This window comes from Arthrobacter sp. TJ-266 (genome assembly GCF_058269115.1).
On record NZ_JBZCNC010000002.1, the window covers coordinates 1 to 25,985 of the forward strand.

Sequence of the window (25,985 nt, forward strand, 5' to 3'; positions counted from 1 at the left end):
GGTGCGGGCCGCGACCGCCGCGATCGCCGCCCCAGCCGCCGACGTGGTGGACTCCGGACCGGCGATGGTGACGGTCGCCGCCTCGTTGCTCACGGAGTTGATGCGTACCTGGGTGCCACCGTGGGTCGTGAAGGTCTGACCCTGCTGCCAGGTGAGCGACGAGTTCCCCCACCCTGAGCGCGTGCTGTTCGGGGTCAGCACGATCGACGCATTGCCGCTCCATCCGAGGATGTCCTTCTTCGTGATCTTCACGCCCCGGTTGCCTCCGATTGCGGTCGCCGAGTCGAAGCCGACCGGTGCACGCAGTTCCAGGTAGTACACCTCGCCGCTCGTCGGATCGGTGAAGCGGGCGGCCCTGTTGGACGCGGTGCCCGACCACGGGCGGAGTGTCACGGTCCTTGTCGAAGAAACGGTTCCCATGTTGAGGATCTCGTCGCCGCGTCCGAAGCCTCCGTATTCCCAGAGGAAGGCGTTGATGGGCGGGGTGCTGGTCTGCGCGAACCCCATGAGGTCGGTGAGGTCGCTGTACTCGGAGGAGTAGCAGGCGGGGTCCGCCCACGAGCCCCCGGAGCGGGGGACGTCCGACCGCGCGTTGGAGCAGACGAGGGAGTTGGCGTGGTGCAGGCCGAGTACGTGGCCGAATTCGTGCGCCACGACATTGTTGGTGAGTGCCGAGGGGTAGGGCATGAGGATCCGGCCACTCGTGGGGCCGTCCGTGAAGCCACCGCCCAGGATTCCGCCCCCGTTGCCGTACTTGAGGTCCGCGTGCGGAACGAAGACGAAGAGTGATTCGTACGGTCGCGTCTGCCAGTTCAGTTCGCGCGTGACGGTCGCCATGATCGTGGTGTAGGAATCCGTCGATCGGGCGGCTGACTTGTGTCGTCGTTCGTCGACCTTCGTGAGGGACAGCCGCCCCGCGGACATCGTGTTCCAGAACTCGCTCGCCTTCGTGATGGAACCTCGCGCGGCGTTCATGTTGATGGCGTCCGTGTCCGCGACGGTCTTGTCGGCGAGCTGCACCGTCACGAGCGTGATCCTGAAGACGCCGGAGCGCGGAGCGATGGCGGCCAGACCGGCCGCGTCGTTGTTCAGCGTGGGTGCCTTGAGGGGCGTGATGGGCTCCGCGAAGTGCTCCCCGTAGCGGGCGTCGGAGTTCGGATCCGCCAGGGGGTTCCACGAGAGGTCGGGAACGAAGGACGTGATCTTGTCCTGGGAGGGTCCCGAGCCGGGAGCGGTCGTCGCCTGCCCGGCGGCCGGTGCCGGCCGGCCCGCGTCGGCAGGATCCGTGACGGTCGACGTCGGCGCCGCTGTCTGTGTGTCCGATACTTCGGCGACCGGAGTCTGGGACGGCGACGGCGACGGCGACGGTGCGGTTCCGCTCGTTCCGGTGGGCGCCGAGGTCGCCTGGGTCGGCGGTGGGGGCGCCGTCTGCAGCGCCACCGCGGGAACTGCACCGCCCAAGAGACCGATGGACAGGACCGCGGCGCACAGGAGCCGAACGGGGAAAGGCAAGGTCACGGGTTTCTCCAGCAGAATCCGGGCGTTAGCCAGCGTGTGAAATCCCGTGCAGCCTACATTCGTGTTACCAGTGTGACGAACGTTTCGGATGTGAAGGCGGAATACTAGGTAAAACCTGCGCGTGTCGCGGTATTTACAGCGGCGTGTCGTGGGTGTGCGGGGGTGGCGTGGGTCTCAGCGTCCGGTGCATGTGGTTATGCACACCCGACGAGCACGTCTGGGCAGGCGCGTGTGCGCTCTATATTGTGAGGGAGTCACGAGCCGATCGGCTCCGATCCGCCGTTGTCATGACCGCGGGAATGCACACGGGGGATACGTATGGATGCTGTGCGACTGGTCGAGGACGAGGTGCGTGAGCTCATCCGCCGGCGTGGCCTCGACCCTGCACGCCAGGTGGTCGAAGTGCAGTCGCTCGTGCGGGACGCCGTTGCCGACTACGAGGACAGGGCGCTCCTCGGCGTTCTGCCTCCGCTGGGCCGGGGAGATCTCGCCCGCAAGCAGGTGTATGACGCCGTCGCGGGCTTCGGGGCCTTGCAGCCTCTCCTCGATGATCCCACCGTCGAGGAGATCTGGATCAACGCGCCGTCCGAGGTGTACGTCGCCCGGAACGGGGAGTCGGAGCTCACTGCTCTCTCGCTCAGCGACCAGCAGGTCCGCGACCTCGTGGAGAAGATGCTTAAGTCCTCCGGCCGCCGCCTCGACCTCTCCTCGCCCTTCGTCGACGCGTCGCTGCCCGACGGCTCGCGTCTGCACGTCGTGATCCCCGATGTCACGAGGAACCACTGGTCCGTCAACATCAGGAAGTTCATCGCACGCGCGTCGAGACTCGAACACCTGGTCGAACTCGGTTCGCTCTCCCCCCAGGCCGCACGATTCCTGCACGCGGCGGTCGCGAGCGGCCTCAACATCCTCGTGTCGGGTGCCACGCAAGCCGGCAAGACCACCTTGCTCAATTGCCTGGGAGCATCGATCGGTCCCCGCGAACGCGTGATCACGGTCGAGGAGATCTTCGAACTGCAATTGCCCCTGCGGGATGTGGTCGGTCTCCAGTGTCGTCAGCCGAACCTCGAGGGACACGGCGAGATACCGCTGCGTCGGCTGGTGAAGGAGGCGCTACGCATGCGGCCGGACCGTCTCATCGTCGGTGAGGTCCGCGAAGCGGAGAGTCTGGACATGCTCATCGCCCTGAACAGCGGGCTGCCGGGGATGTGCAGTGTCCATGCGAACAACGCACACGACGCCATCACCAAGATCTGCACCCTGCCGCTTCTCGCGGGTGAGAACATCTCGAGCAGCTTCGTCGTGCCGACCGTGGCGTCATGCATCGATCTCGTCGTGCACTGCGCCCGGCTCTCCAGTGGCCAGCGGCGTGTCATGGAGATCATGGCCCTTGGCCGGAGGGTCGAGAACGGCGTCATCGAATCCTCGACCGTGTTCAAGCGTGTCGACGGTGTGCTCGAACTGACCGCCACCGGGATGCCGTCCGAGGAGAAGTTCGCCGCGGCCGGGGTGGACGTCTCGGCCCTCCTGGGGGCCAGGGCGTGAGCACCGCCCTCGGGATCGCGCTCGGAGCCGGCTTGTTTCTCATCTGGTGGTCCTTCTGGGAGCGCCCTGAACGTGCGCGGGCCGAGCAGGTGCGGCGACACCGCCTGGACGACCTCCTGTTGCGTGCAGGGATCGAACGCGTCTCGTCCACAGGTCTGATCGGATCGTGCATCGCGGTGGGCTCCTTCGTGCTGCTGGCCGGGTTCGTGCTCACCGCGTCGGTGCCGATCGCCCTGTGTTTCGCCCTCTTCGGCGGCTTCCTCCCCTTCACTGTCGTCCGGTGGCGGGCCGCGAAGCGCACGGCTTCCCTCCGCGAGCTGTGGCCCGACGTCGTGGATCATCTTCGTTCCGCCATCCGCGCGGGCCTGTCCCTCCCCGAGGCGCTGATGCAGCTCGGCGACAAGGGTCCCCTCGAGCTGCGGCCCGCCTTCCGCGCGTTCGGTGCGGACTACCGCGCAGGCGGACGGTTCGACGACGCCCTCACCCGGCTCAAGGAGCGCCTCGCCGACCCCGTTGCCGATCGCATCGTCGAGGCCCTCCGTATGACCAGGGAGGTTGGTGGGTCCGACCTCGGGCGCCTGCTCGGCACGCTGTCGGAGTTCCTCCGCGATGCCGCACGGACACGGAGTGAACTCGAGGCGCGTCAGTCCTGGACCGTCAACGCAGCTCGCCTGGCGGTCGCAGCTCCCTGGCTCGTGCTCATGCTCCTCGCGACCCGCCCCGAGGCCGTCCGTGCCTACAACTCCGCCGCAGGGGCTGCCGTCCTCCTCGGAGGTCTCCTCGTCTCGGTGGTCTGCTATCGCGTGATGCTGCGCATAGGGGCGCTGCCCGAGGACGAGCGGGTGTTGCGATGACCCCGGTGCTGGCCATCGCGGCCCTGTGCGGCGTGGTGCTCGGTGCAGGACTGTGGCTCGTCGTAGTGCGACTGCCTCCCATGCGTCCGGTGTCCCTGACCGAGCGGATCGCGCCACAGCTCCGCGCGGTGGACGTGCAGTCGCGTCTGCTCGCCGAGACGAATGCGGACGTCACGCCGTTCGGGCCGCTGGGTCGCATCGTCCGGCCCCTCCTGGTGGACCTCGTCACCTGGTCGCACCGCTTCAATCCTGCAGCGGCCACGCTGGCGCGTCGCCTCGCGCAGGCCGGACGGGGACAGAGCACCACGGACTTCCGCGCCCAGCAGCTGCTCTGGGCCGCGGCGGGCCTCGCGGCGTCCACGCTGGTGATGGTGCTTCTGGCGGCTGCGGGTTCCGTCAACGTGCCGCTGGCCGTCGTCATCATCCTCGGCTGCGCCGTCATGGGCTTCGTCGGACGCGACTACGTCCTGTCCGCCGACATCCGCCGCCGTGAGGCACGGATGCTCGCCGAGTTCCCCAGTCTGGCGGAGCTGATGGCGCTTGCCGTGTCCGCGGGCGAGAGCACCACGGGAGCACTCGAACGCATTTGCAGGACGGCGCACGGAGAGCTCGCGCGGGAATTCGGTCTGGTCCTGGCGGCGACCCGCGCCGGGAAGCCCCTGGTCGACGCACTGCAGGACTTCTCGCACCGCACCCGTCTGGCCCCGCTCGCGCGGTTCGTCGACGGGATCACGGTTGCCGTCCAACGCGGGACGCCGCTCGCCGACGTCCTTCGTGCCCAGGCTCAGGACGTCCGTGATCTCGCCAAGCGCGACCTCATGGAGTCCGCCGGGAAGAAGGAGATCGCGATGATGGTCCCACTCGTCTTCGGGGTCCTTCCACTGACCGTCCTGTTCGCCGTCTACCCCGGCATCGCTCTCATCAATCTGGGTTTCTGACCAATGCACGCTGTCCACAACAACCAGGGGGACCTTCCATGAAGATCCGAACCACCATCATCCGCATCGCCGTCCTGATCCTCGCCGTCCTGACCTCCCTCGTCAGAGGAGGGGAGGACCCGGAGCGCGGTGACGTCCCGGGATGGGTCATGATCACGCTCATGTCGGCGGTTCTCGTTGCTGCGCTGCTCGCGATAGCAGGGCCCGCCCTCGAAGGACTGTTCAACCAGGCGATCGACCAGGTCTCGCCCTAGGTGACACTCGCATCACGTGCCCGGGCCCAGCGGGCTGCTCCGCGCTCGGGGGATGACGGGGAACGAGGGGCGGCGGTGGTCGACTTCGCCTTGATCGGTGGTCTGCTCACGGTCATCTTCATCGCCATCATCCAGCTCACGCTGGTGCTCCACGTGCGGAACACGCTCATCGACGCCGCGGCGTCCGGCGCACGGTACGGGACGCTGGCGGACCGCACCCCGCAGGACGCCGTCGGACGGACGTCCGATCTGATCCGCGGGTCCCTCGCGGATGCGTACGGTTCCGACGTGACCGTCGGAACCAGTTCGGTCGGCGGGGTCGAGACCCTCGAAGTCATGGTCCGCGCACCCCTGCCCGTGATCGGGCTCGTCGGGCCCGGCGGTGTGATGGAGGTGCGAGGCCATGCTGCCCTCCCGTCGTGAGCGTTCCCGCGCGCGGAACCCGAGCGGGGCCGCTCCGGGTATCGACACAGCGACGCGCCGCAGGTCACTACGGCTCGCGGCGATCGCCGAGGAAGGCAGCGCCGTCGTCGAGTTCGTGTTCCTCGGCGTGCTGCTCCTCGTCCCGGTGGTCTACCTCGTGCTGACGGTGGGGCAGCTGCAGGGTGGCTCCTTCGCCGTCGTCGGCGCTGCCGATCAGGCTGCGAAAGTGTACGTCGATGCTTCCGGCCCGGAGGAGGCCGACGCCCGGGCACGCGAGGCGGTCGCCGTCGCCCTCGCCGATTTCGGATTCACGCAGGACCAGGTGGACGTCGCCATCAGCTGCAGCGACGAGTGTCTCGCACCGGGCTCGTCCGTGACCGTGACCGTGGCCCTCGAGGTTCCGCTGCCGCTCATCCCCGCGATCGCAGGATCGTATCCCTCGGCCGCCACGGTCGATTCGGCGGCGACGCAGATCGTCGAGCGCTTCGGGTGACGGCGGCCGGACGATGAAGGCGCGAAATTGTCCTGCCACGAGCTGCCCGGCCATACTGTGCGACCGCGATGACGCGGAGAGCGGACAGGTCGGTGTGCTGATCATCGGCTATCTGCTCGTCTCCCTGCTGGTCGTCACCGTGGTGCTCGCGGTGTCCGCCGTCTACATAGAGCACAAGAAGCTGTTGTCCGCGGCGGACGGCGCAGCCCTCGCGGCTGCTGACGAGTACAGCATCGGCGTGGGCACGGGTGACGGAGCCGCGACGCCCCTTCCGGCGCTGCAGGATTCCGGCGTCGAGCGCTCCACCGCCGGGTACCTCACAGCCGTCGGAGCGGACGCGCGGTTCGAGCAACTCGCCGTGGATCCGTCCACAGGAGCGCCTGACGGCCGGACCGCCCGCGTGGTCCTGACCGCCGTCGTGCGGCCGCCGATCGTCAACTTCCTCGTTCCCGATGGCATACCGATCGTCGCGCAGTCGGACGCCCGTGCCGAGCTGACCCGATGACACCACGATCGGGGCCTCGAAGGCCATGACGTAGGCTGGAACAACCATGGCAGCCACTGATTTTCCCGCTGAGATCCGCGCACTCCGCGCCAAGTACCAGTCCATCGAGCAGGTGTCGGACGTCGAAGGCATCCGTAAGGACATCGAGGAACTGAGCGAGGAAGCAGGCGCCCCCGACCTCTGGGACGATCCCGCCGCGGCCCAGAAGGTCACCTCGAAACTCTCGCACCGCCAGTCCGCGCTCGAGCGCCTAGAGACACTCGAGAGCCGGATCGACGACCTCGAGGTGCTCGTCGAACTCGGGCAGGACGAGCACGACGACGACTCCATGGCGGAGGCCGAGAAGGAGCTGATCTCGCTGGGGAAGTCCCTCGACGACCTCGAGGTCGTCACGCTGCTGGCCGGCGAATGGGACGAGCGTGAGGCGGTCGTGACCATCCGGTCGGGCGCGGGGGGAGTGGACGCCGCCGACTTCGCCGAGATGCTCCTGCGCATGTACCTGCGGTGGGCCGAGCGCCACGGGTACCCCACGCAGGTGCTGGACACCTCCTACGCGGAGGAGGCCGGCCTGAAGTCCGCGACGTTCGAGGTCAAGGCGCCCTACGCGTTCGGGACCCTCTCGGTCGAGGCGGGAACGCACCGCCTCGTCCGAATCAGTCCCTTCGACAACCAGGGCCGCCGCCAGACCTCCTTCGCCGCCGTCGAGGTCATCCCGCTGATCGAGCAGACGGACGTGATCGAGGTGCCGGACAACGAGATCCGCGTCGATGTGTTCCGCTCCTCGGGCCCAGGAGGGCAGTCGGTCAACACGACCGACTCCGCCGTCCGGCTGACACACCTCCCCACCGGCACGGTCGTCTCGATGCAGAACGAGAAGTCCCAGATCCAGAACAGGGCAGCGGCCATGCGGGTGCTGCAGTCGCGCCTGCTGCTGCTCAAGAAGGAGCAGGAGGACGCCGAGAAGAAGGCGTTCGCGGGCGACGTCAAGGCGTCCTGGGGGGACCAGATGCGGTCCTACGTGCTGAACCCGTACCAGATGGTGAAGGACCTCCGGACGAACCACGAGGTGGGGAACACCTCGTCGGTGTTCGACGGCGAGATCGACGACTTCATCGACGCGGGTATCCGGTGGCGGACCAACAACAGGAACGACACCGCCTAGGCATCACGCAGCGCATCACCAGCAATGACGGCGGACCACGGCGTGGGCGACCCCCGGCGCACGACGACACACCCCCCGACTACGGCCCTCGCCGTGACGCCGTCGTTATAGTCGGAACAGCCGCGGCTCCCTTTCCCCCATCAAATGCCCGTGCCCGGCGCAGTTCCATGGGCGCAGAGTGATCATGATCAGATTCGACAGCGTCACGAAGACCTACGACCAGAAATCGCAACCGGCCCTCGAGTCCGTCTCACTCGACGTAGACCGTGGCGAGTTCGTCTTTCTGGTCGGCGCCTCCGGCTCGGGAAAATCCACGTTCATCCGCCTGGTCCTCAAGGAGGACCGCGCGACGAGCGGTGCGGTGTACGTCGCCGGGCAGAACGTGGCCAACATCCCCAGCTGGCGCGTACCGCGCCTCCGCCGGGGGATCGGCGTCGTCTTCCAGGATTTCCGCCTCCTGCCCAACAAGACCGTGTTCGCGAACGTCGCCTTCGCCATGCAGGTCATCGGCAGGAGTCGGGCCGTCATCCGCGAGACCGTGCCCGACGTCCTCGCGACGGTGGGCCTCGAGGGTAAGAACAACCGCATGCCGCACGAACTCTCCGGCGGTGAGCAGCAGCGCGTCGCGATCGCTCGCGCCATCGTCAACCGCCCCGGGATCCTCCTGGCCGATGAACCGACCGGCAACCTCGACCCGACGACGTCGATGGGGATCATGAAGGTCCTCGACAGGATCAACCAGAACGGCACCACGGTGGTCATGGCCACGCACGACGACGACATCGTGAACACGATGCGCAAGCGCGTGGTGGAGCTGCGGGCCGGGTCGGTGGTGCGCGACGACGCGCAGGGAATCTACGTGGGCGAGCCCGGAGTGCTGGCCGAATGAGGCTCGCCTTCATCCTCTCGGAGATCGGCTCCGGTCTCCGACGCAACCTCTCCATGGTGACCTCGGTGATCCTGGTGACCTTCATCTCGCTCACCTTCGTGGGTGCCGCAGGCCTCTTCCAGTTGCAGATCAACCAGATGAAGGGGTACTGGTACGACCGCGTGCAGGTGACCATCTACCTCTGCGTCGACAACTCCTCGCAGACCAGCTGCGCTGCGGGTCCTGTGACGGACGAGCAGCGCGAGACGATCCGGACCACCCTCGAGTCCGAGCAGTTCGCCCCCTATGTCGACACCGTCACCTACGAATCGCAGGAGGAGGCCCTCGGCCACTTCCGCGACCAGTTCGCCAATTCCCCGATCGTCGATTCGGTGACGGCGGACCAGCTGCCGGAGTCCTTCCGCGTCAGTATGGTCGACGCCGAGAAGTACGAGGTGATCGACGAGGCCTTCTCGTCAGAGCCCGGCGTCGACGCCGTGAGCGACCAGCGCACCTTCCTCGAGGCCATCTTCCGGTACATGAACTGGGCCTCGGTGGTGGCTCTCGTGATCGCGGGCATCATGACGTTCTGCGCCATCCTGCTGATCGCCACGACCATCCGGCTGTCGGCCTTCAGCCGCCGCCGTGAGACGGGCATCATGCGACTGGTCGGGGCGTCGAAGGCCGTGATCCAGCTGCCGTTCGTGCTCGAGGGAGTGATCGCGGCCGTGATCGGGGCCGTCCTCGCGTCGGCGACGCTGTGGGGTGCATCCCGCTTCGTGATCGACGGCTGGCTGGTGAACACGTTCCCGCAGACCGCCTTCATCTCCTCGCAGCAGGTGCTGATCCTCGTCCCCGCCCTTATACTGCTCGGAGCCGTGCTCGCAGGACTCTCATCCCTGCTCACACTCCGACGATATGTAAAGGTCTAATGCCATGCCGCTCAGCGCCAGGGGACACGCGCGCTCGCCAGGAGACTGGTGGGCGCGGCAGGACAAACGGGCGTTGACCGTGCGGACGACGGCGGGAGGCTCGATCGCGCTCGTCGTCGCCCTGACGATGGGTCTCTCGACACCCGTTGCCGCTGACGAGCTCGACGACAAGCGCAATGCCCTCGAGAACGAGATCGCCCAGGTGCAGCAGTCGCTGGAGTACCTCGATTCCGACATCGCGGAGACCATCGGGCAGCTCAAGGCCTATCAGGGCCAGTTACCCGCGGCGCAGCAGTCGCTCGCGGACGCGCAGGGCAGGGTCGAGACCGCCGCCGGCGAGGTGAGTGCACTCTCGGTCCGCGTGGACCTGGCCCAGGAGACCAAGAACAAGATCACCGAGGAACTGCGCGTCGATCAGCAGCAGATGGAGGAGACCCGCGAGGTCATCGGCCAGATCGCCACGGAGGCCTACAAGAACGGCGGGGTCCCGACGAACGTCTCCCTGCTCCTCGGTGCCGAGGGCGTCGAGGACTTCACGGAGTCGATGGACATGGTGGACCAGGCGCTGCGGAGCCAGAACGCCGCGATGGAGCGCCTCTCGGAGCAGAACGCCACGAACGCGAACATCCAGGCCCGCCTGGTTGCCGTCGAGGCGGAGATCACCCGGCTGAAGGAACGGGCCGAGGAGGCGCTGGCCGCCGAGCAGTCCGCACGCGACGCCGCCGCAGGGGAAAAGGCCAAGGTGGACAAGCTCGTGGCCGACACCACGGCGCTGTCCGAGAAGCTGCAGGCGCAGAAGCCCGTGATCGAGGCGGAGCTCGCCGGCGTGGAGCAGGCCCAGCAGCAGAACAACGCGGACATCGCCGAGCGTCAGCGCCGCCTCATCGAGGAGGCGCGAAAGGCCGAGGAGGCGCGGAAGGCGGAGGAAGCCCGGAAGGCGGAGGAAGCGCGACAGGCAGCCGCAGCGGCTGCCGAGCAGAAGCGCGTCGCTGACGCAGCTGCAGCGGAGGAGCGCGCACGCCAGCAGGCCGAGAACGATCGCATCGCCGCAGCGGAGACGCAGCGCCTGGCCGACGAGGCAGCAGCGGCGAACAGACCTGCTCCGCCCGCGGTGGTCCCGGACGTCGAGCCGCCCTTCGTGCCCGCTCCGGCGCCGCCCCCCTTCGTTGCCCCGCCCGTCTCCCAGCCGTCGCCGCCCAGTTCCTTCGGCCTCCGCCCGCCGGTCAATGCGCCGATCAGCTCGGGATTCGGCTGGAGGCCCACGCCGATCGGGACGATCGACTTCAACGGTTCCGGCGGGTACATGCACACCGGCATCGACTACGGAGTGGGGTGCGGAACGGCCCTCTACGCGCCGGCGGCGGGCGAGGTCTGGTACGCGGACTCGAACGTGCTGCCCGGTGCGGGCAACAGGATCGTCATCAGCCACGGTGTCGTCGGCGGCAACGCGCTCGCCACGAACTACTACCACCTCACGAGCTACATCGTGTCGGTGGGCCAGCGCGTGAGCGCCGGTCAGCTCATCGGCTACACCGGCACCACGGGTAATTCCACCGGCTGCCACCTCCACTTCGAGACCATGCTCAACGGCACCCTGGTGGATCCGCTCGGTTTGCTCTAGGTCGTAGGATGGAAGGCACTGTCCACCAGCGGGCCGCCGTCCGCAGCAGTGTCGCGAGAAGGAGTTGTGCCGTGCCGAAGGAAAGTGGCCGGAAGGTTGTGGCCACCAATCGGAAGGCCTTCCACGACTACGCGGTCCTCGACACCTACGAGGCCGGCATCGCCCTGATGGGTACCGAGGTGAAGTCGCTGCGGGCCGGACGCGCCTCGCTGATCGACGGCTACGCCATCTTCTACGGGGACGAGCTGTGGCTCGAGGGTATTCACATCTCTGAGTACTCGCAGGGCAGCTGGACCAACCACGCTGCCCGTCGCCGGCGGAAGCTCCTGCTGCACCGCGAGGAGCTGACGAAGATCTCGCAGAAGATCCGCGAATCAGGGTTCACCCTGGTGCCTCTTCAGCTCTACTTCCTCAACGGCCGGGCGAAGGTCGAGATCGCCGTCGCACGTGGCAAGCGCGACTACGACAAGCGTCAGACGCTGCGGGAGAAGCAGGACAACCGGGAGGCGCTGCGCGCCATGCGCGAGAAGAACCTCGGGGCGTGAGTGATGTCTTCTGGGACGCCCAGGACGAGGACGACGAGGAGATCGAGCCCTCGGAGCTGACCTACGAGCGCCCGTGGTGGGTCACGGTCGGCGCCGTCGTGGACCTGGTCATGCTGCTCGTCGTGGTGCCGGTCGGCATCCTGTCGCTGATCCCGTTCGTCTTCCTCGTCTACATCTACTTCGCGCAGGTGCTCGTGTGGATCTCGCCCGTCATGCTCCTGCTCAACGTAGCGATCTTCTGGTGGAGCTTCCGGCGGCGGCAGGCGGCCACCACGGCACTCGCCGGCCTCGGGATTGCCTTCGTCACGCTGGCGTTCGTCGTCGTACGCCTCTGGCAGGCACCCGTCGTGGTCCTGGGGATCACCTTCGGTCAGCAGGGATGACGGCGGGGAGCAGCGACGTGCGTCGCCAGGTGCCGGCATGAACGTCGTGGAGCAAGTGCGCTAGACTTGTCGAGTGGCGTTCGCGTCGCAGCACCACCTTGATAACTGAACACGGGGATGACAGGTTTCGACGATGTTAGTCGCGACAGGGGAAGCGGGCCGAGGATACAGGGTTATCTCGTAAACGCTCCTTGTAAAACAATAAGTGCCGAACAAAAGCGCACTGACTTCGCTCTCGCTGCCTAAGCAGCCTGACTAGTCCGTCAGACCGGGTGTGCTCTCGCCCCGGATCCTGGCGTCATTTAGAGGGCCACTGCTCCCGATCCTCGTTGTAGGGATCGGGGGGACTCTTATACAACTGGGCTTGGCAGCCACTCGTTCGCACGATGGCTGAAGCCGAGAAAAACCGACGCGAACTGCGCCCGGAGAAGCCCTGACAACACTGCATCGGACGCGGGTTCAATTCCCGCCATCTCCACCCACTCGAAGCGCCTCACCGGTCACCGGTGGGGCGCTTCGTCATGGGAGGACGGGTCGGCCTGCGGGTGGCCCGCTCCCTTGTGCCTTCTCCTGCGCCCACCTAGCCTGTGAGCACACGCTCCAATGCTTGAGGGGACCCCTGTGCGCAGATCACTCGCCCATCTGCTGGCCGTGCTTGCCTGCGCGCTGATGGTCGCCGTGGGGCTCGTGACCGCTCAGCACGCCGCGGCAGCCAGCCCCATCGACACGAGGTACGGCGAACTGGGCGGCAGCGCCGGCCGTCTCGGCGCACCGACGGGTCCGGAGGTGTGCGGCATCCGCGACGGCGGCTGCTACAAGAACTACCAGCGCGGAGCGATCGTCTGGTCGCGGGCCACCGGAGCGCAGCCTTCCTGGGGAGCCATCCGCGACGTCTGGCGTGTCACGGGCTTCGAGAACGGCGGCCTGGGTTATCCGACCAGCACGGAGGTGTGCGGGATCCGCGACGGCGGCTGCTACCAGAACTTCCAGGGCGGCGCGATCGTCTGGTCTCCCGCGACGGGCGCGAAGGTCTCAGTGGGTGCCATCCGGGGGAGCTGGGCGGCAACGGGTTACGAGCGTGGACGGTTGGGGTATCCGACGTCCGACGAGGTCTGCGGACTGCGTGGTGGCGGCTGCTATCAGAACTACCAGGGTGGGGCCATCATCTGGTCGCCGACCACGGGCGCCCGCACCTCCTGGGGCGCGATCAGGGCGGCCTGGCAATCCACCAGCTTCGAGAACGGCGCACTCGGGTACCCCGTGAGCGACGAGGCCTGCACGGCCAACGGCTGTGACCAGGTCTTCCAACGCGGGAGGATCTCGTGGACGCCATCGGCCGGTACGCGGGTGTCCCGAGACATCGACGTCGCCGCCTCGCCCGTGGTCGTGGTCAACAAGAGGCGGGCACTCAACCCGGCGGGGTACGTGCCGGGTCCACTCGTGGGCGTCGAGGGTCCGCTGCTCCGCAGCGACGCCGCGCAGCAGTTCTCGAGGCTCCTGGCGGACGCGCGGGCGGCCGGGATCGCCATGGTGCCGGTCAGCGGGTACCGGTCCTACGACACCCAGGCCTCGCTCTACGCCTCCTACGTGAGCCAGTACGGCCAGGCGCAGGCGGACCTCATCTCCGCCCGGCCCGGACACAGTGAGCACCAGACCGGACTCGCCATCGACATCGGTAACGCAAACGGGGCCTGTGGTCTCCAGTCGTGTTTCGCCGGGACCCCGGCGGGAAACTGGGCCGCGCAGAACGCCTGGCGGTACGGCTTCATCGTCCGGTACCCGTCCGGACTCACCTCCGTGACGGGCTACTCCTACGAACCATGGCACCTCCGCTACGTCGGCACCGCCATCGCCGGGGAGATGCGCGTCCACGGTGTGCCCACCCTCGAGCAGTACATGGGTCTTCCGGCGGCGCCGTCGTACTGATCTGGCAGCCGCGAGATTCACCGGGAGCACAACCGCGCGGGCGAACTACACTGGGGCGATGAGCTGGACTGACAGGCCGCCGTCGTGGCTCCCGCCACTGCCGCCGCCGAACAGGGGCCGTGCTCTGATCGTCCTGGGCTGGTTGCTCGTCGGGGGCACGTTCATCTACATCTTCGTGATGAGCTACCTCGGGGGCACCCACACCCTCTACACGCTGCTGCCCCTGCTCGTGGGCCTGCTCTGCCTCATCCTCGGTCTGCTGCGCCGCGACAGCCGGGAACGCTGACGCTGGACCGTCGCGGCATTTGGCCCTGCGCGGGGCCGCGCGGTACAAAGAACCAATGAGTGATCAGGTCGTCCACCTCGTCCGCGGCGGTACCAGTGTGGTCCTCGAGCAGCATCCCCATGGCTTGCCCGTCCTGACCTACTGGGGCCCCTCACTCGGCGATCCCGGCCCCGCGGAACTCACGGCGCTGGCCACGGCGCAGCAACCGCAGCGCGTGTCCGGCGGCATCGACGTGCCGGCCAGGCTGAACCTCGTCCCGCTCGAGTCGAGCGGCTGGCAGGGCACGCCGGGGCTCGTCGGGGACCGCACGGGAACCCACCTCTACCCCCGCTTCACCCTCCGGTCGCTGGAGGTCACAGCGGACGGATCCGCCGCCGTCGTCGTCGGGCACGACGCCGACGCCGGGCTGACGGTCACGGCCCGCCTGCGCGTGACCGACGTCGGTCTCCTCACGCAGCAGCTCGAGCTGACGAACGACGCCACCACGGAGTACGAGGTGCGATCGCTCTCCGTCGTGTTCCCCCTCGCCGCCACGGCCGCCGAGGTGCTCGATACCACCGGCAGGCACCTGCGCGAGCGGTCCCCGCAACGCCACGACCTGACGACGGGTACGTACGTGCGCGCCAGCCGGCGCGGCCGCCCCGGTGCGGATGCGACGGTGGTGCTCGCGGTGGGGCAGCGGTCCTTCGGCTTCGAGCGGGGTCACGTCCAGGGCGTGCACCTGGCTTGGAGCGGCAACCAGCAGGTCCTCGTGGAGAGGACTCCCGCCGGCGTCGCCTTCCTCGCCACCGGGGAGGTCCTCGCACCCCGCGAGGTGGTGCTCGGGCCCGGGGAGAGCTACGCGACGCCGATGGCCGTGGCCTCCTGGGGCGAGGGTCTGAACGAGCTCTCCGGGCGCTACCACCGCGAGCTCCGTGCACGCCCGACCCACCCGCGGCGTCCGCGTCCCGTCACCCTCAACACGTGGGAGGCGGTGTACTTCGACATGCAGCTGCCGCGCCTGAAAGCACTTGCGGACCGGGCAGCGAGCCTCGGCGTCGAACGCTTCGTGCTCGACGACGGCTGGTTCAGGGGCCGCCGGGACGACACCTCGAGCCTGGGGGACTGGTTCGTCGACGAGACGGTGTGGCCCGACGGCCTCGCGCCGATCGTCGATCACGTCCGGGGGCTCGGCATGGAGTTCGGCCTGTGGTTCGAGCCCGAGATGGTCAATACCGACTCCGACCTCGCGCGCGCCCATCCGGACTGGATCCTCGGACCCGTCGGGCGGCTGCCCCTTCCCGGGCGGCAGCAGCAGGTGCTCGATCTCGGCAACCCCGACGCCTACGCCTACATCCTCGAGCGACTCGACGACATCCTCTCCTCGACGGACATCGCCTACGTGAAGTGGGACCACAACCGTGACATCCTCGAAGCCGCCGACCCCGTCACGGGACGCGCTGCGGTGCACCGTCACGTCGAGGCGCTGTACCGGCTGCTCGACGAGATCCGCAGCCGGCATCCGGAGCTCGAGATCGAGAGCTGCGCATCCGGGGGAGCCCGCGTGGACCTCGGGATCCTCGCGAGGACGGACCGGGTGTGGACGAGCGACTGCATCGATCCCATCGAGCGGCTCGTGAACCAGAAGTACACCGGCCTGCTGGTCCCGTCCGAGCTCCTCGGCATGCACATCGGCGGCCCGGTCTCGCACTCGACGGGCCGCGCGCACACCCTGCCGTTCAGGGCGGCGACCGCGATCTTCGGCCATTACGGCATCGAGTGGGACATCTCGGCCCTGACCGAGGAGGAGTACGAGGTGCTCCGCCGCTACATCGACCTCCACAAGGAGTGGCGTGACGACCTCCACCGCGGTGTCCTGGTCCACGCGGACCTCCTCGACCCCGCCATGGACCTTCGCGGCGTGATCGCCCCGGACGGTCGGCGTGCCCTGTTCGCCTACTCGCTCACGGCGTCGAGCGCGAGCTACCCGCCCGGGCCCCTCACGTTCCCGGGCCTCGACCCGGACGGCCTGTACGAGGTACGCCTCGCTGTTCCCGAGGAAGGGCACCCCGGCAACGGACAATCGCCGCTGGGCTGGCTCCAGGCGGCTCTCGAAGGCCAGCCCCTCCGCTTCACCGGCCGCACCCTCGCCCTGTCCGGACTGCAGGCACCCGTCCTGCTGCCCGAGCAGTCGCTCCTCATCACGTTGGACGCCGTGCAGCGGTAGCCACGGCCGACGGCGGCGTACCGCCTGGTGCCCCGGCAACCGGTAGTGCGTCCCGGCTTCGGTTCGTCGTTCGCCCGGCCTGATGCCGTTGCGCGTGGTGTCAGCTCTGGACGAGGCTCCGCCCGTACAGGTCGAGGAGGCCCTGCTGACCGCCGTCGCGCATCGCGTCCCGCTGTCGGTCCGCGCCCGATCCGCGCTCGCGCAGCCGCGCGAGGCCCTCGGACACCCACGCGGTGTCACCCTCCGACTCCAGGGCGTCCCCGACGAGCTCGAGGAACGTGGCGAGGAGCTGGGATGCGGGGACCGGTGTGGCCGAGACGGGATCCACGAGGTGGCCGGTCATGCCGTCGCGTGCCGCCTGCCACAGGGCGGCGTCGAGCAGCTCGGGGTCGGGTACGAGCGGCTGCGTGTCCCTCTCGGCGTCGCGGAGCGTCGTGACCACGAGGGCCCGGGTGAGTGCCCCGAGGAGCACCGACTCGCGGGCCTCGAGCTGGACGTCGCCGGCGCGGAGCTCGAGCGTCGGGTACGTGTCGGAGAGCCGCGCCACCCAGGTCAGGACGCCGCGGTCGAGGATCGCCCCTGTGGCCCCGAGCCGGGTGATGCGCCGATCGTAGTCCGCTGCGCCCGCGAAGAACGGCGCGATGCCCTGGACGGCCCATCGGCGGTAGTGGATCACGCGCCAGCTGCCGAAGCCACTGTCCCGGCCCATCCAGAACGGCGAGTTGACGCTCAGGGCGGTGAGCAGGGGAATCCATGGCCTGATGCGGTTGAGGGCCTGCACGCCGAGCTCGGGGTCCGGCACGGCGACGTGGACGTGCAACCCGTTCACGAACTGGTCCCCGACGATTCCCGGGGCGCTGGCCCGCAGGTCCTCGTAGCGCTGTTTGTCCGTGAGCTCCGGATAGGACTGACGGATCGTCGGCGCCGTGCCGGTGGCCGCACCGAGCGAACCCGCGCGGCGCGCAGCGTCGTCGAAGGAGCGCCGGAAGGTGAGGAGCGACTGCTCGGCCTGCTCGAGCGTCTCGCACACGGGCGTGGCCGTCTCGATCTGGCACGAGAGCAGCTCGCGCTGGATCTCGTCGTCGCCGATCCCGGGCGTCGCCTCGAGATGCCCCTGCACCTCGGCGGCGCGGTGATCGGGCAGCCCCGACTCCGGGTCGAACAGCAGGTATTCCTCCTCGAGTCCGAGGGTCGTCATGGGTGCGTCCGTTCAGCAGGGGGTCGGGGAGTCGGGGTGAGTGACGGGCGGTGCGGCGGGCCGGGCATCGGCGCGTCCGGTCACGCGCTCGGGCTCCCAGTCTAGGAGCGCGACGCCGGCGGGAGCACGACGATCCTCCAGGTCGACGGGAGCGTCGGATGTCGGGCAGCTGCGATGCTCGGGAGGGATGAACCAGCGTGCAGGGTCAGGACACCGCCATCGAACAACCTGCGTGCGGACTCGTGGTCGCGATCCACAGGGCGCGGGCCACCGGTGGGTCGGCGACCAGCGATGGAGCGGTGGACCGGTCGATGAGGCGAATCCGAACCGCCGCCCCCGCTGGCCGCGCGACCACCACGTGCTCGTCCAGCGAGACACCGTGTCGGTCGAGGAAGCGCAGGACCTCCGGGTCGTCATCGCTGACGCGCACCAGCGCACCCGCATGGCCGTCGTCGAGCGCGTCCAGCCGGTGGGCGTCCGGGTAGCGCACGGAGCCGTCGGCAGCCGGGATGGGATCGCCGTGCGGGTCGCGGGTGGGGCGCTCGAGCTTCCGGTCGAGGCGCTCCACGAAGGCGTCGGAGACGGTGTGTTCGAGCAGTTCTGCCTCGTCGTGGACCTCCTCCCAGCCGTACCCGAGTTCGGTCGTGAGGAAGGTCTCGATCAGCCGGTGCCTGCGCACCATCGCGAGCGCGAGGTTGCGGCCCGGAGACGTGAGCGTGATCGGTCCGTACTTGCGGTGGTTCGCGAGCCCGAGGTCCACGAGTTTCGCGACCATCCCGGTGACCGAGGAATTGGCCACGCCCAGGCGCGCGGCGAGGTATCCGGCGGTGACGGGGTCGTCCTGCCATTCCGTGGCCGCATAGATGGTCTTCACGTAGTCCTGCACGCTCGTCGACTCGATCCTGAGGACGGCGCTCCTCCGCCCGGTCACGCGGCGCCGCCCGGCGCTGACGACGCTGACGGCGTCGGCGAATCCCCGGGCACCGCGGGCGCTGGGGTCGGCTGCACGTCGGGGGACCCTGCGGTCCGGCGAGCGCCCCGCCGTCGTCGTACCTGCCACAGCAGACCGTCCGGGCGCCCCACGAGATACACGGCAGCGAACACGAGGGCCTGGCACAGCACCACGGAGGCGCCGGTGGAGATGTCGAGGTAGTAGCTCGCGTAGATGCCGCCCACGGAGGCGGCCACGGTGAGGGCCACGGAGATCACCAGCATCCGGTCGAAGCTCCTGGTGAGCAGGAACGCGGTCGCGCCGGGCGTGATGAGCATCGCCACGACCAGGATGATGCCGACGGCCTGCAGGCCCACCACCACGGTCAGGGCGAGGAGCCCGAGCAGCAGCACGGAGAGGAAGCGCGTGTTGAGCCCGATCACGTGGGCGTGCGTGCGGTCGAAGGCGAGCAGCGTCAGGTCGCGTCGCTTGACGAGCAGGACGGCGAGGGTGATAGCGCCGAGGACGAGCACCTGCCAGACCTCGGCGGCCGTGACCCCGAGCACGTTACCGAACAGGATGTGCATGAGGTCCACCTGCGACGGCGTGGCGGAGACGATCGCGAGTCCCACCGCGAAGAGAGCGGTGAACACGACGCCGATCACGGTGTCCGGTTTCAGCCGCGTGGTGGACCGGACGCCGCCGATCAGGGCCACGGCGAGCGCCCCGAACACGAACGCGCCGATGGAGATGGGGATGCCGATGATGTAGGAGAGGGCGACGCCCGGCAGCACCGCGTGGGAGACGGCGTCGCCCATCAGCGACCACCCCATGAGGATGAGCCAGCAGGAGAGCACCGCAGCGACCACCGCCGCGGCGACCGTCACCGCGAGCGCACGCGTGAGGAACCCGTACTGCAGGGGTTCGAGGATGAGGGCGAGGATGTCCATGGCTCAGGCCTCCCGGCTCGTGGCTGCGACCTGCGGGCCGGTGGCCGGCCCGAAGGCGAGCGCCAGGTTCGCATTCGTGAGGACGTCCACCGGTGCGCCCTGCGCGAGCACGCGCCGGTGCAGCAGGACGGCGTCGTCGCACAGGTCGGGTACCCCGGCGAGGTCGTGGGTGGAGACGAGCACCGACCGGCCCTCGCCCCGGAGTTCCTTGAGGAGGGCGGACATGCTCTCCTGGCTGGTCCGGTCCACACCCGCGAACGGCTCGTCGAGCAGCAGCAGACGTGCGTCCTGCGCGATGCTGCGGGCGATGAACACGCGCTTGCGCTGTCCGCCGGAGAGCTGCCCGATCTGGCGTCTCCTCAGCGTGGCCAGTCCCACGCGCTCCAGGGCCTCGTCGACGGCCGCGCGGTCGGCGGCGCGGAGCCGGCGCGCCGAGCCGAGGCGGCCGTACAGCCCCATGCCCACGACGTCCGCGACGGACACCGGGAACGTCCAGTCCACGCCCTCGGCCTGCGGCATGTAGGCGACGAGCCCCTGCTTCCGTGCTGCGGCCTCGGTGCCACCGAAGAGGCGGACCGACCCGTGATCCGGCACGAGCAGACCCATGATGGCCGTGAACAGGGTGGACTTGCCCGATCCGTTGACGCCGATGAGTCCGCAGATGCTCCCGGCGCGTACGCCGAGGGTGACGTCGTCGAGCGCCTGGACGTCGTCGTAGCGGACACTCAGGTGCTCCACGTCGAGCGCGTGGTCCGCGCGGTCGTCCCGGGGCAGGGGAGCGGTGGCCGTCATCGGGTCAGTCCTTCCGAGATGGTGTCGAGGTCGTGGCGGAGGAGATCCAGGAAGGTGGGGACGGGGCCGTCCGCATCCGACAGCGAGTCGACGTACAGGGTGCCGCCGAGGCTCGCGCCCGTGGCCGCTACCACCTGCTCCTGGGCCGAGGGATTGACGGTCGACTCGCAGAAGACCGTGGGCACGCCGTTCGCCTCGACGAAGTCGATGACGCCGCGGATCTGCCGTGGCGTACCCTCGGCGTCGGCGTTGACCGGCCAGATGAACGCCTCCTGGAGTCCCGCGTCGCGGGCCAGGTAGGAGAAGGCACCCTCGCAGGTCACGAGGGCGGCCGCGTCCGCACCGGAGAGCTCCTCGCGGAAGTCCTCGAGGAGCTCGTCCAGGGAGGCCTTGAGGCCCTCACCATTCGCCTCGAACTCGGTGCTGTGTTCCGGTGCGAGACGCGAGAGGGCCGCAACGGTGTTGTCGACATAGGTTCGGGCGGCGAGCGGTGACATCCACGCATGCGGATTGGCGGAACCCGAGTAGTCGCCCGAGCGGATGGGTACGGGCTCCACGCCGTCGGACAGCACGGCGCGGGGAGCGTCGACGCTCTGCAGGAAGCGTTCGAACCAGCGTTCCAGGCCGAGCCCGTTGTCGAGGATCAGATCCGCGTCCTGGGCCCGTACGAGGTCGGACGGCGTCGGCTCGTACCCGTGGATCTCGGCGCCGACCTTCGTGATCGACTCCACCCGGACATGACCGCCACCCACCGTGTCGACGAGGTCCGCCAGGACGGTGAACGTAGTGAGCACGAGAGGGCGGGAGTCGTCCGGCGGCGGGACGGCTCGAGCGGAACATCCCCCGAGGAGGAGAGCGACGACGACGAGCCCGGCGGAGACTGGGAGGGCCGGAGCGACCGAGGACGTGGGCATACACCACCGTAACTTTTAGGCATGCCGAAAACTAGCCGGTCGGCAGATCCGCCCGCCACGCGTGGGTGTAGTAGGGCAACCGCAGGAGAGCCTCGGGGGAGAAGGCGAGGTAGTCGGTGAGGTACCAGGACAGGTTCGCCTCCATGCGTCCCTGGACGGCCTGCGAGGCCCTGCGGTAGTAGCTCCTGGACCGCATGAGATCGGCGACGTCCCCCACCACGAGGTCCTCCGTCCAGTGCACGACGAGTTCCTCCGGCGGACCGAAGGCCGGGCCGACGTCGGGTCGGTAGGACGGCCCGAACACGTCACCGGCGTGCATGATGCGCGAGAGCCGGTGCACCCAGGGGATCGAGACGTCCAGCTGGTTCCAGAGCAGCGCGAGCCGTCCCCCGGGCTCGAGGATCCGGGCGGCCTCGCGGAGCGCGGCCGGCTGATCCAGCCAATGCCACGCCTGGGCGACCGTGAGCAACTCGACGGAGCGGTCCGGCAGACGCGTGTCCTCGGCCGTCGCGACGATGCAGCGGGCCTCCGGCAGGCGGGTCGCGAGGACGGCGAGCATGTCCGCCGAGGGGTCGACGGCGATGACCTCGAGCCCCCGTGCGGCCAGCAGGACCGTGAAGAGCCCCGTACCCGCTCCGACGTCCGCGGCGCGGCCGGTCCCCGGTGGCACGAGCCAGTCGGCCACCGCTCCCGGGTAGCCGGGGCGCACGCGGTCGTAGCGCCCGGCACCCTGCAGGTACGCATCCGCAAGGGCACGACGACGGTCCGGGTCGAGGCGCGGTGCGGACATCACGGCCGGGACGCTCCTGGACGCTGCTAGAGCAGGTCGTCGACGTCCGGGTTCAGTGTTCGGAGGACCTCGCTGTGGAGGGTGCCGTTGGTCGCGAGGGCGTTGCCGCCGAACGGCCCATCCGCACCGTCGAGGGAGGTGAAGCGCCCCCCGGCCTCCGTGACGATCGGCACGAGAGCCGCCATGTCGTGGAGATTGAGTTCCGGTTCGCAGGCGATGTCCACGGCGCCCTCCGCAACGAGGCAGTAGGACCAGAAGTCACCGTAGGCGCGGGTCCGCCAGACCCGCTCGGTCAGGTTCACGAACTCGGCGAGGGCGCCGCGCTGGCGCCACCCGGAGAGGCTGGAGTAGGACAGGGAGGCATCCTCGAGTCGTGAGACGTTCGAGACCCGCAGGCGCTGCGCGGCCGCGAGGGACTTGCCCGTGTAGGCGCCGGTGCCCTCGGCCGCCCACCACCGTTTGCCGAGCGCCGGCGCGCTCACGAGGCCGACCACGGGCCGGCCGTCATCGATCAGCGCGATGAGGGTGGCCCACACCGGCACCCCCCGCACGAAGTTCTTCGTGCCGTCGATGGGGTCGATCACCCATTGCCGGGAACCGGAACCGGTGCTGCCGAACTCCTCGCCCAGCACGGCGTCGCGGGGCCGTGCCCGGGACAGCTGGCCGCGGATGGCCTCCTCGGCGCCGCGGTCGGCGTCCGTCACGGGGGTGAGGTCGGGCTTGGTCTCGACGCGCAGGTCCAGTGCCTTGAAACGGGACATCGTCCGGTCGTCCACGGAGTCGGCCATGATGTGGGCGAGGCGGAGGTCGTCGTTGTAGCCCTGGGTGAAACTCATACCGCCCAACCTATCGTCTCGTTCGCTGCACCCCGGGCAGACCCGTCGGCAGGCCGGGGGATGGGCTGGGCGAGCGGCGAGGTAGGAGGCCGGACGATCGTCCCCGGACACGGGAAAGCCACCGCCGGCTTGCGCCGTGCGGTGGCTCTCGGTCCGTTCCCGCGTGAGCGGAACGGGGAGGATCAGAGGACGTTGATGTTCTCCGCCTGGGGGCCCTTGGGGCCCTGCGTGGTCTCGAAGGAGACCTTCTGGTTCTCTTCGAGCGAGCGGTAGCCGTTCGAGTTGATCGCGGAGAAGTGGGCGAACACGTCAGCGCCGCCGTCCTCGGGAGCGATGAAGCCGAAGCCCTTTTCGGCGTTGAACCATTTCACTGTGCCAGTAGCCATGTTGTACATCCTTACCCTGTCGCAGACCCGACGTTCGGGCTGCCTCGTGGTGTTCGTTACTCGCTTATCAGAGAAGCTGTCGAACTCCGGACGGAGGGTCAAGGCTCAGAAATCAAATGCGCAAACAACAACGGGCTCAACACTACCAGCCCGGCGGCCGGTCACTGCTGGCCGAGCTCCTTCGCGTCGTGTGAGTTACCTCGCGCGTCGGCGATGCCCGCGCTCAGGAGGCGCCGGAGGGAGGCGAGCCGCACGGGTCCGGAGTCACCGGCGAGCCCCTCCTCCACGAAGCCGTCCAGGCCGCACCCCACGGCGTCGTCGTCGTGCCGGCAGCCGCGCTCGCAGCGCTCGGTGCCCGGCTCGAGGTCGGGGAAGGCCTTGAGGATGCGGTCGGCGTCCACGTGGGCCAGCCCGAAGGACCTGATGCCCGGGGTGTCGATGATCCAGGTACCCGGAGAGGCGTCCGTGGCCTTGAGGGCGAGGGCGGAGGAGGACGTGTGGCGTCCGCGACCCGTGACGGCATTCACGCCTCCCGTGGCGCGCGTCGAACCCGTCAGTGCGTTCACCATGGTGGACTTGCCGACGCCGGAGTGGCCGAGCAGCACGCTCACCTGCCCGTCGAGTTCCTCCCGCAGGGCGTCCACGGCGCCGTGCTGCAGGAGCGCGGAGTGGCCGTCGTCCGAGGTGGCGTCGATCCCGACGGCGTCGTCGGTCCGGCTGATGATGACGCGGAGGTCGAGGTGCTCGTAGTTGGCGAGGAGGGCGGCGGGGTCCCGGAGGTCGGCTTTCGTGATGCAGAGCAGCGGTTCGATCCCGGCGTCGTAGGCGGCCACGAGTGCGCGATCGATGAAGCCGGTCCGCGGTTCAGGATGGGCCGCCGCCACGACGATCACGAGCTGGTCCGCGTTCGCGACCACCACGCGCTCCACGGGATCTGTGTCGTCCGCGCTGCGTCGCAGTACTGTACGCCGCTCCTCGATCCTGACCAGCCGTGCGAGCGAATCGGGACCGCCGGTGAGGTCACCCACGAGCGCCACCAGATCACCGGCGACGACGGCGTTGCGCCGTAGTTCACGTGCCCGTGCGGCGACGACGATCCGCTCGTCGGGCGTGTCCTCGTCGACGACGGCGGTGTAGCGACCGCGATCGACGGTCACCACGCGACCCGTGACGGCGTCGTCGTGGGCGGGGCGCGTCTTCGTCCTGGGGCGCGTCCCCTTCTTGTTCGGGCGGATGCGGACGTCGGACTCGTCCCAGGACCTCGATCCGCGGCGGTTGCCGGCGTCGGTCATGCGCGGGCCGCCCGGGCGTCCTGCTCGGACTGCCGCGCGGGCTCCGAAGATCCTGAAGCCTGGTAGGGCACTGGAGCCTCGGGCGGCGACGACACGGGCGCATCTGTCCCCGAGTCCGCCGACGTCTGCGCCATCGCCGCCCAGAGGTCCGGGAACTCGGGCAGGGTCTTCGCCGTCGTACCGATGTTCTGGACCCGCACGCCGTCCACGGCGAGGCCGATGATGGCTCCCGCGGTCGCCATCCGGTGGTCGTCGTAGGTGTGGAAGAGGCCGCCGTGCAGGGTTCTCGGCCGGACGACCAGGCCGTCGGCGGTCTCCTCGGCGTCCCCGCCGAGCGCGTTGATCTCCGTGACGAGAGCCGCCAGGCGGTCGGTCTCGTGGCCGCGGAGGTGGGCGATGCCCGTGAGGGTCGACGGCGTCGTCGCGAGCGCACACAGGGCGGCGACCGTGGGCGCCAGCTCGGACGTGTCCGCGAAGACGCCGCCGGTGATGGCTCCACCTCCGCGCACGGTCAGGACGTCGTCGTCGAGGGTCACCGAGGCTCCCATGCGGGGGAGGATGCTCCGCCACTGGTCGCCCACCTGGGTGGTGGTTCGCGGCCAGTTGCGGATGCGCACGGTGCCGCCGGTCACGAGCGCGGCCGCGAGGAAGGGGCCGGCGTTGGAGAGGTCGGGTTCCACGGCGACGTCGAACGCCGCGATGGGGCCGGGGGAGACGCGCCAGTGATCAGGCACGGTGTCGTCGACCGCCACGCCGAGGGATCGCAGGGTCTCCACGGTCATCCGGACGTGATCGAGGCTCGGGACAGGCTTCCCCACGTGCTCGAGGGCGAGGCCGTCACGGAAGCGGGCTCCGACGAGCAGGAGGGCGGAGACGAACTGCGAGGAAGCCGAGGCGTCGATGACGAGCCGGCCGCCCGGGACGGACCCGGTGCCGTGGACCGTGAACGGCAGCGTGCCTGTCCCGTCGTCGTCGACCACCATCCCGAGGCCGCGCAGCGCGTCGATGATGCTGGCCATCGGCCTGCGGCGCGCATGCGGGTCGCCGTCGAACGCCGTTGCCCCGGTGGCGAGGCCCGCGAGGGGAGGCACGAACCGCATGACGGTCCCGGCGAGGCCGCACTCCACGGCCCGATCCCCGGGCACCGCGTCCGCGCGCAGTGGGGTGACCAGGAGGTCGGGGCCGAAGCCGCCGTCGCCGGAGATCTCCTCGACACCCACACCGAGCGCCCGCAGGGCTTCGATCATGAGCGCCGAGTCACGCGAGTGCAGCGGACGGCGAATCCTGCTGGGGCCCTCCGCGAGCGCGGCGAGGACCAGGTAGCGGTTCGTCAGCGACTTGCTGGCCGGCACCGTGAGCTCCGCGTCCACCGGACGCGTCAGACGGGGCGCCGGCCACTCGTGCTGGTTGGGCGCCCCGCCTGACGTCGCTGCCACG

26 protein-coding genes, 1 other RNA gene and 1 pseudogene are annotated in these 25,985 nt (G+C 69.1%); 17 read left to right on the top strand and 11 right to left on the bottom strand.

Annotation, left to right across the window (positions count from 1 at the left end; translation table 11 throughout):
* Window positions 1-1,518 (bottom strand): annotated as a pseudogene (locus tag AC4D12_RS04790) (hypothetical protein); the annotation flags it as partial.
* A 318-nt stretch (window positions 1,519-1,836) separates the two neighbouring features.
* Between AC4D12_RS04790 and AC4D12_RS04795 the strand changes: the two are divergent.
* The 17 genes from AC4D12_RS04795 to AC4D12_RS04875 all read left to right on the top strand — a co-directional run bounded on the left by AC4D12_RS04795 (window position 1,837) and on the right by AC4D12_RS04875 (window position 16,459).
* Entirely contained in the window at window positions 1,837-3,063 is a 1,227-nt protein-coding gene (locus AC4D12_RS04795) for a TadA family conjugal transfer-associated ATPase (RefSeq protein ID WP_490948787.1), read from the top strand.
* A complete protein-coding gene (locus tag AC4D12_RS04800) occupies window positions 3,060-3,917 on the top strand; it encodes a type II secretion system F family protein (protein WP_490948788.1) in 858 nt (285 codons plus the stop codon). The genes AC4D12_RS04795 and AC4D12_RS04800 overlap by 4 nt, the downstream gene beginning before the upstream one ends.
* Window positions 3,914-4,855 carry a type II secretion system F family protein gene (locus AC4D12_RS04805; protein WP_490948789.1) on the top strand — a complete coding sequence of 314 codons (942 nt, stop codon included), beginning with the start codon at window positions 3,914-3,916 and terminating at the stop codon, window positions 4,853-4,855. Before AC4D12_RS04800 ends, AC4D12_RS04805 begins: the two co-directional genes overlap by 4 nt.
* A gap of 38 nt (window positions 4,856-4,893) precedes the next feature.
* Window positions 4,894-5,109 (top strand): hypothetical protein, encoded by a 216-nt coding sequence (locus tag AC4D12_RS04810; RefSeq protein WP_490948790.1) that lies wholly within the window; start codon window positions 4,894-4,896, stop codon window positions 5,107-5,109.
* Window positions 5,110-5,184: 75 nt separating this feature from the next.
* On the top strand, window positions 5,185-5,532 hold the full coding sequence (locus AC4D12_RS04815) for a TadE family protein (RefSeq protein ID WP_490948791.1): 348 nt from the start codon (window positions 5,185-5,187) through the stop codon (window positions 5,530-5,532).
* A complete protein-coding gene (locus AC4D12_RS04820; protein WP_490948792.1) occupies window positions 5,513-6,025 on the top strand; it encodes a hypothetical protein in 513 nt (170 codons plus the stop codon). The genes AC4D12_RS04815 and AC4D12_RS04820 overlap by 20 nt, the downstream gene beginning before the upstream one ends.
* 94 nt (window positions 6,026-6,119) lie before the next feature.
* Entirely contained in the window at window positions 6,120-6,530 is a 411-nt protein-coding gene (locus tag AC4D12_RS04825) for a pilus assembly protein TadG-related protein (protein ID WP_490948793.1), read from the top strand.
* Window positions 6,531-6,576: 46 nt separating this feature from the next.
* Window positions 6,577-7,692: a peptide chain release factor 2 gene (gene prfB / locus AC4D12_RS04830; protein WP_490948794.1), complete on the top strand. Its 1,116-nt coding sequence runs from the start codon at window positions 6,577-6,579 to the stop codon at window positions 7,690-7,692.
* Window positions 7,693-7,876: 184 nt separating this feature from the next.
* On the top strand, window positions 7,877-8,581 hold the full coding sequence (gene ftsE / locus AC4D12_RS04835; protein ID WP_490948795.1) for a cell division ATP-binding protein FtsE: 705 nt from the start codon (window positions 7,877-7,879) through the stop codon (window positions 8,579-8,581).
* Entirely contained in the window at window positions 8,578-9,492 is a 915-nt protein-coding gene (gene ftsX, locus AC4D12_RS04840) for a permease-like cell division protein FtsX (RefSeq protein WP_490948796.1), read from the top strand. The genes ftsE and ftsX overlap by 4 nt, the downstream gene beginning before the upstream one ends.
* Window positions 9,493-9,496: 4 nt before the next feature.
* Complete coding sequence (locus tag AC4D12_RS04845) at window positions 9,497-11,113, top strand: peptidoglycan DD-metalloendopeptidase family protein (RefSeq protein WP_490948797.1); 1,617 nt, start codon at window positions 9,497-9,499, stop codon at window positions 11,111-11,113.
* 71 nt (window positions 11,114-11,184) lie between these two features.
* Window positions 11,185-11,658: an SsrA-binding protein SmpB gene (smpB, locus tag AC4D12_RS04850; protein WP_105030166.1), complete on the top strand. Its 474-nt coding sequence runs from the start codon at window positions 11,185-11,187 to the stop codon at window positions 11,656-11,658.
* Entirely contained in the window at window positions 11,655-12,041 is a 387-nt protein-coding gene (locus AC4D12_RS04855) for a hypothetical protein (RefSeq protein ID WP_490948798.1), read from the top strand. The genes smpB and AC4D12_RS04855 overlap by 4 nt, the downstream gene beginning before the upstream one ends.
* Before the next feature lie 113 nt (window positions 12,042-12,154).
* Window positions 12,155-12,522: a transfer-messenger RNA gene (ssrA, locus tag AC4D12_RS04860) on the top strand.
* A gap of 140 nt (window positions 12,523-12,662) precedes the next feature.
* The gene (locus AC4D12_RS04865; protein ID WP_490948799.1) at window positions 12,663-13,967 is read left to right on the top strand and encodes a D-alanyl-D-alanine carboxypeptidase family protein; all 1,305 of its coding nucleotides are present in this window, start codon (window positions 12,663-12,665) and stop codon (window positions 13,965-13,967) included.
* Window positions 13,968-14,025: 58 nt separating this feature from the next.
* A complete protein-coding gene (locus AC4D12_RS04870; protein WP_490948800.1) occupies window positions 14,026-14,253 on the top strand; it encodes a hypothetical protein in 228 nt (75 codons plus the stop codon).
* Window positions 14,254-14,308: 55 nt separating this feature from the next.
* Window positions 14,309-16,459, top strand: coding sequence for an alpha-galactosidase (locus AC4D12_RS04875; RefSeq protein WP_490948801.1), 2,151 nt, complete (start codon window positions 14,309-14,311; stop codon window positions 16,457-16,459).
* A gap of 100 nt (window positions 16,460-16,559) precedes the next feature.
* On the opposite strand, the gene AC4D12_RS04880 is transcribed toward AC4D12_RS04875, so the two are convergent.
* The 10 genes from AC4D12_RS04880 to aroA form a co-directional block, all read right to left on the bottom strand.
* Window positions 16,560-17,657 (bottom strand): carboxylate-amine ligase, encoded by a 1,098-nt coding sequence (locus tag AC4D12_RS04880; RefSeq protein ID WP_490948802.1) that lies wholly within the window; start codon window positions 17,655-17,657, stop codon window positions 16,560-16,562.
* 205 nt (window positions 17,658-17,862) lie between these two features.
* A complete protein-coding gene (locus tag AC4D12_RS04885) occupies window positions 17,863-18,588 on the bottom strand; it encodes a metal-dependent transcriptional regulator (protein ID WP_490948803.1) in 726 nt (241 codons plus the stop codon).
* Window positions 18,585-19,538 (bottom strand): metal ABC transporter permease, encoded by a 954-nt coding sequence (locus AC4D12_RS04890; RefSeq protein ID WP_490948804.1) that lies wholly within the window; start codon window positions 19,536-19,538, stop codon window positions 18,585-18,587. Before AC4D12_RS04890 ends, AC4D12_RS04885 begins: the two co-directional genes overlap by 4 nt.
* A 3-nt stretch (window positions 19,539-19,541) precedes the next feature.
* On the bottom strand, window positions 19,542-20,330 hold the full coding sequence (locus AC4D12_RS04895; protein WP_490948805.1) for a metal ABC transporter ATP-binding protein: 789 nt from the start codon (window positions 20,328-20,330) through the stop codon (window positions 19,542-19,544).
* Complete coding sequence (locus tag AC4D12_RS04900; protein WP_490948806.1) at window positions 20,327-21,244, bottom strand: metal ABC transporter substrate-binding protein; 918 nt, start codon at window positions 21,242-21,244, stop codon at window positions 20,327-20,329. Before AC4D12_RS04900 ends, AC4D12_RS04895 begins: the two co-directional genes overlap by 4 nt.
* 31 nt (window positions 21,245-21,275) lie before the next feature.
* Window positions 21,276-22,034, bottom strand: coding sequence for a class I SAM-dependent methyltransferase (locus tag AC4D12_RS04905; protein WP_490949482.1), 759 nt, complete (start codon window positions 22,032-22,034; stop codon window positions 21,276-21,278).
* 26 nt (window positions 22,035-22,060) lie between these two features.
* On the bottom strand, window positions 22,061-22,870 hold the full coding sequence (gene hisN, locus AC4D12_RS04910) for a histidinol-phosphatase (protein ID WP_490948807.1): 810 nt from the start codon (window positions 22,868-22,870) through the stop codon (window positions 22,061-22,063).
* Between the two features lie 182 nt (window positions 22,871-23,052).
* Window positions 23,053-23,256, bottom strand: coding sequence for a cold-shock protein (locus AC4D12_RS04915; RefSeq protein WP_490948808.1), 204 nt, complete (start codon window positions 23,254-23,256; stop codon window positions 23,053-23,055).
* Between the two features lie 161 nt (window positions 23,257-23,417).
* A complete protein-coding gene (gene rsgA, locus AC4D12_RS04920; RefSeq protein ID WP_490948809.1) occupies window positions 23,418-24,548 on the bottom strand; it encodes a ribosome small subunit-dependent GTPase A in 1,131 nt (376 codons plus the stop codon).
* Window positions 24,545-25,984, bottom strand: a complete 1,440-nt coding sequence (aroA, locus tag AC4D12_RS04925; protein WP_490948810.1) for a 3-phosphoshikimate 1-carboxyvinyltransferase — start codon at window positions 25,982-25,984, stop codon at window positions 24,545-24,547. The genes rsgA and aroA overlap by 4 nt, the downstream gene beginning before the upstream one ends.
* Window position 25,985 lies beyond the last annotated feature (1 nt).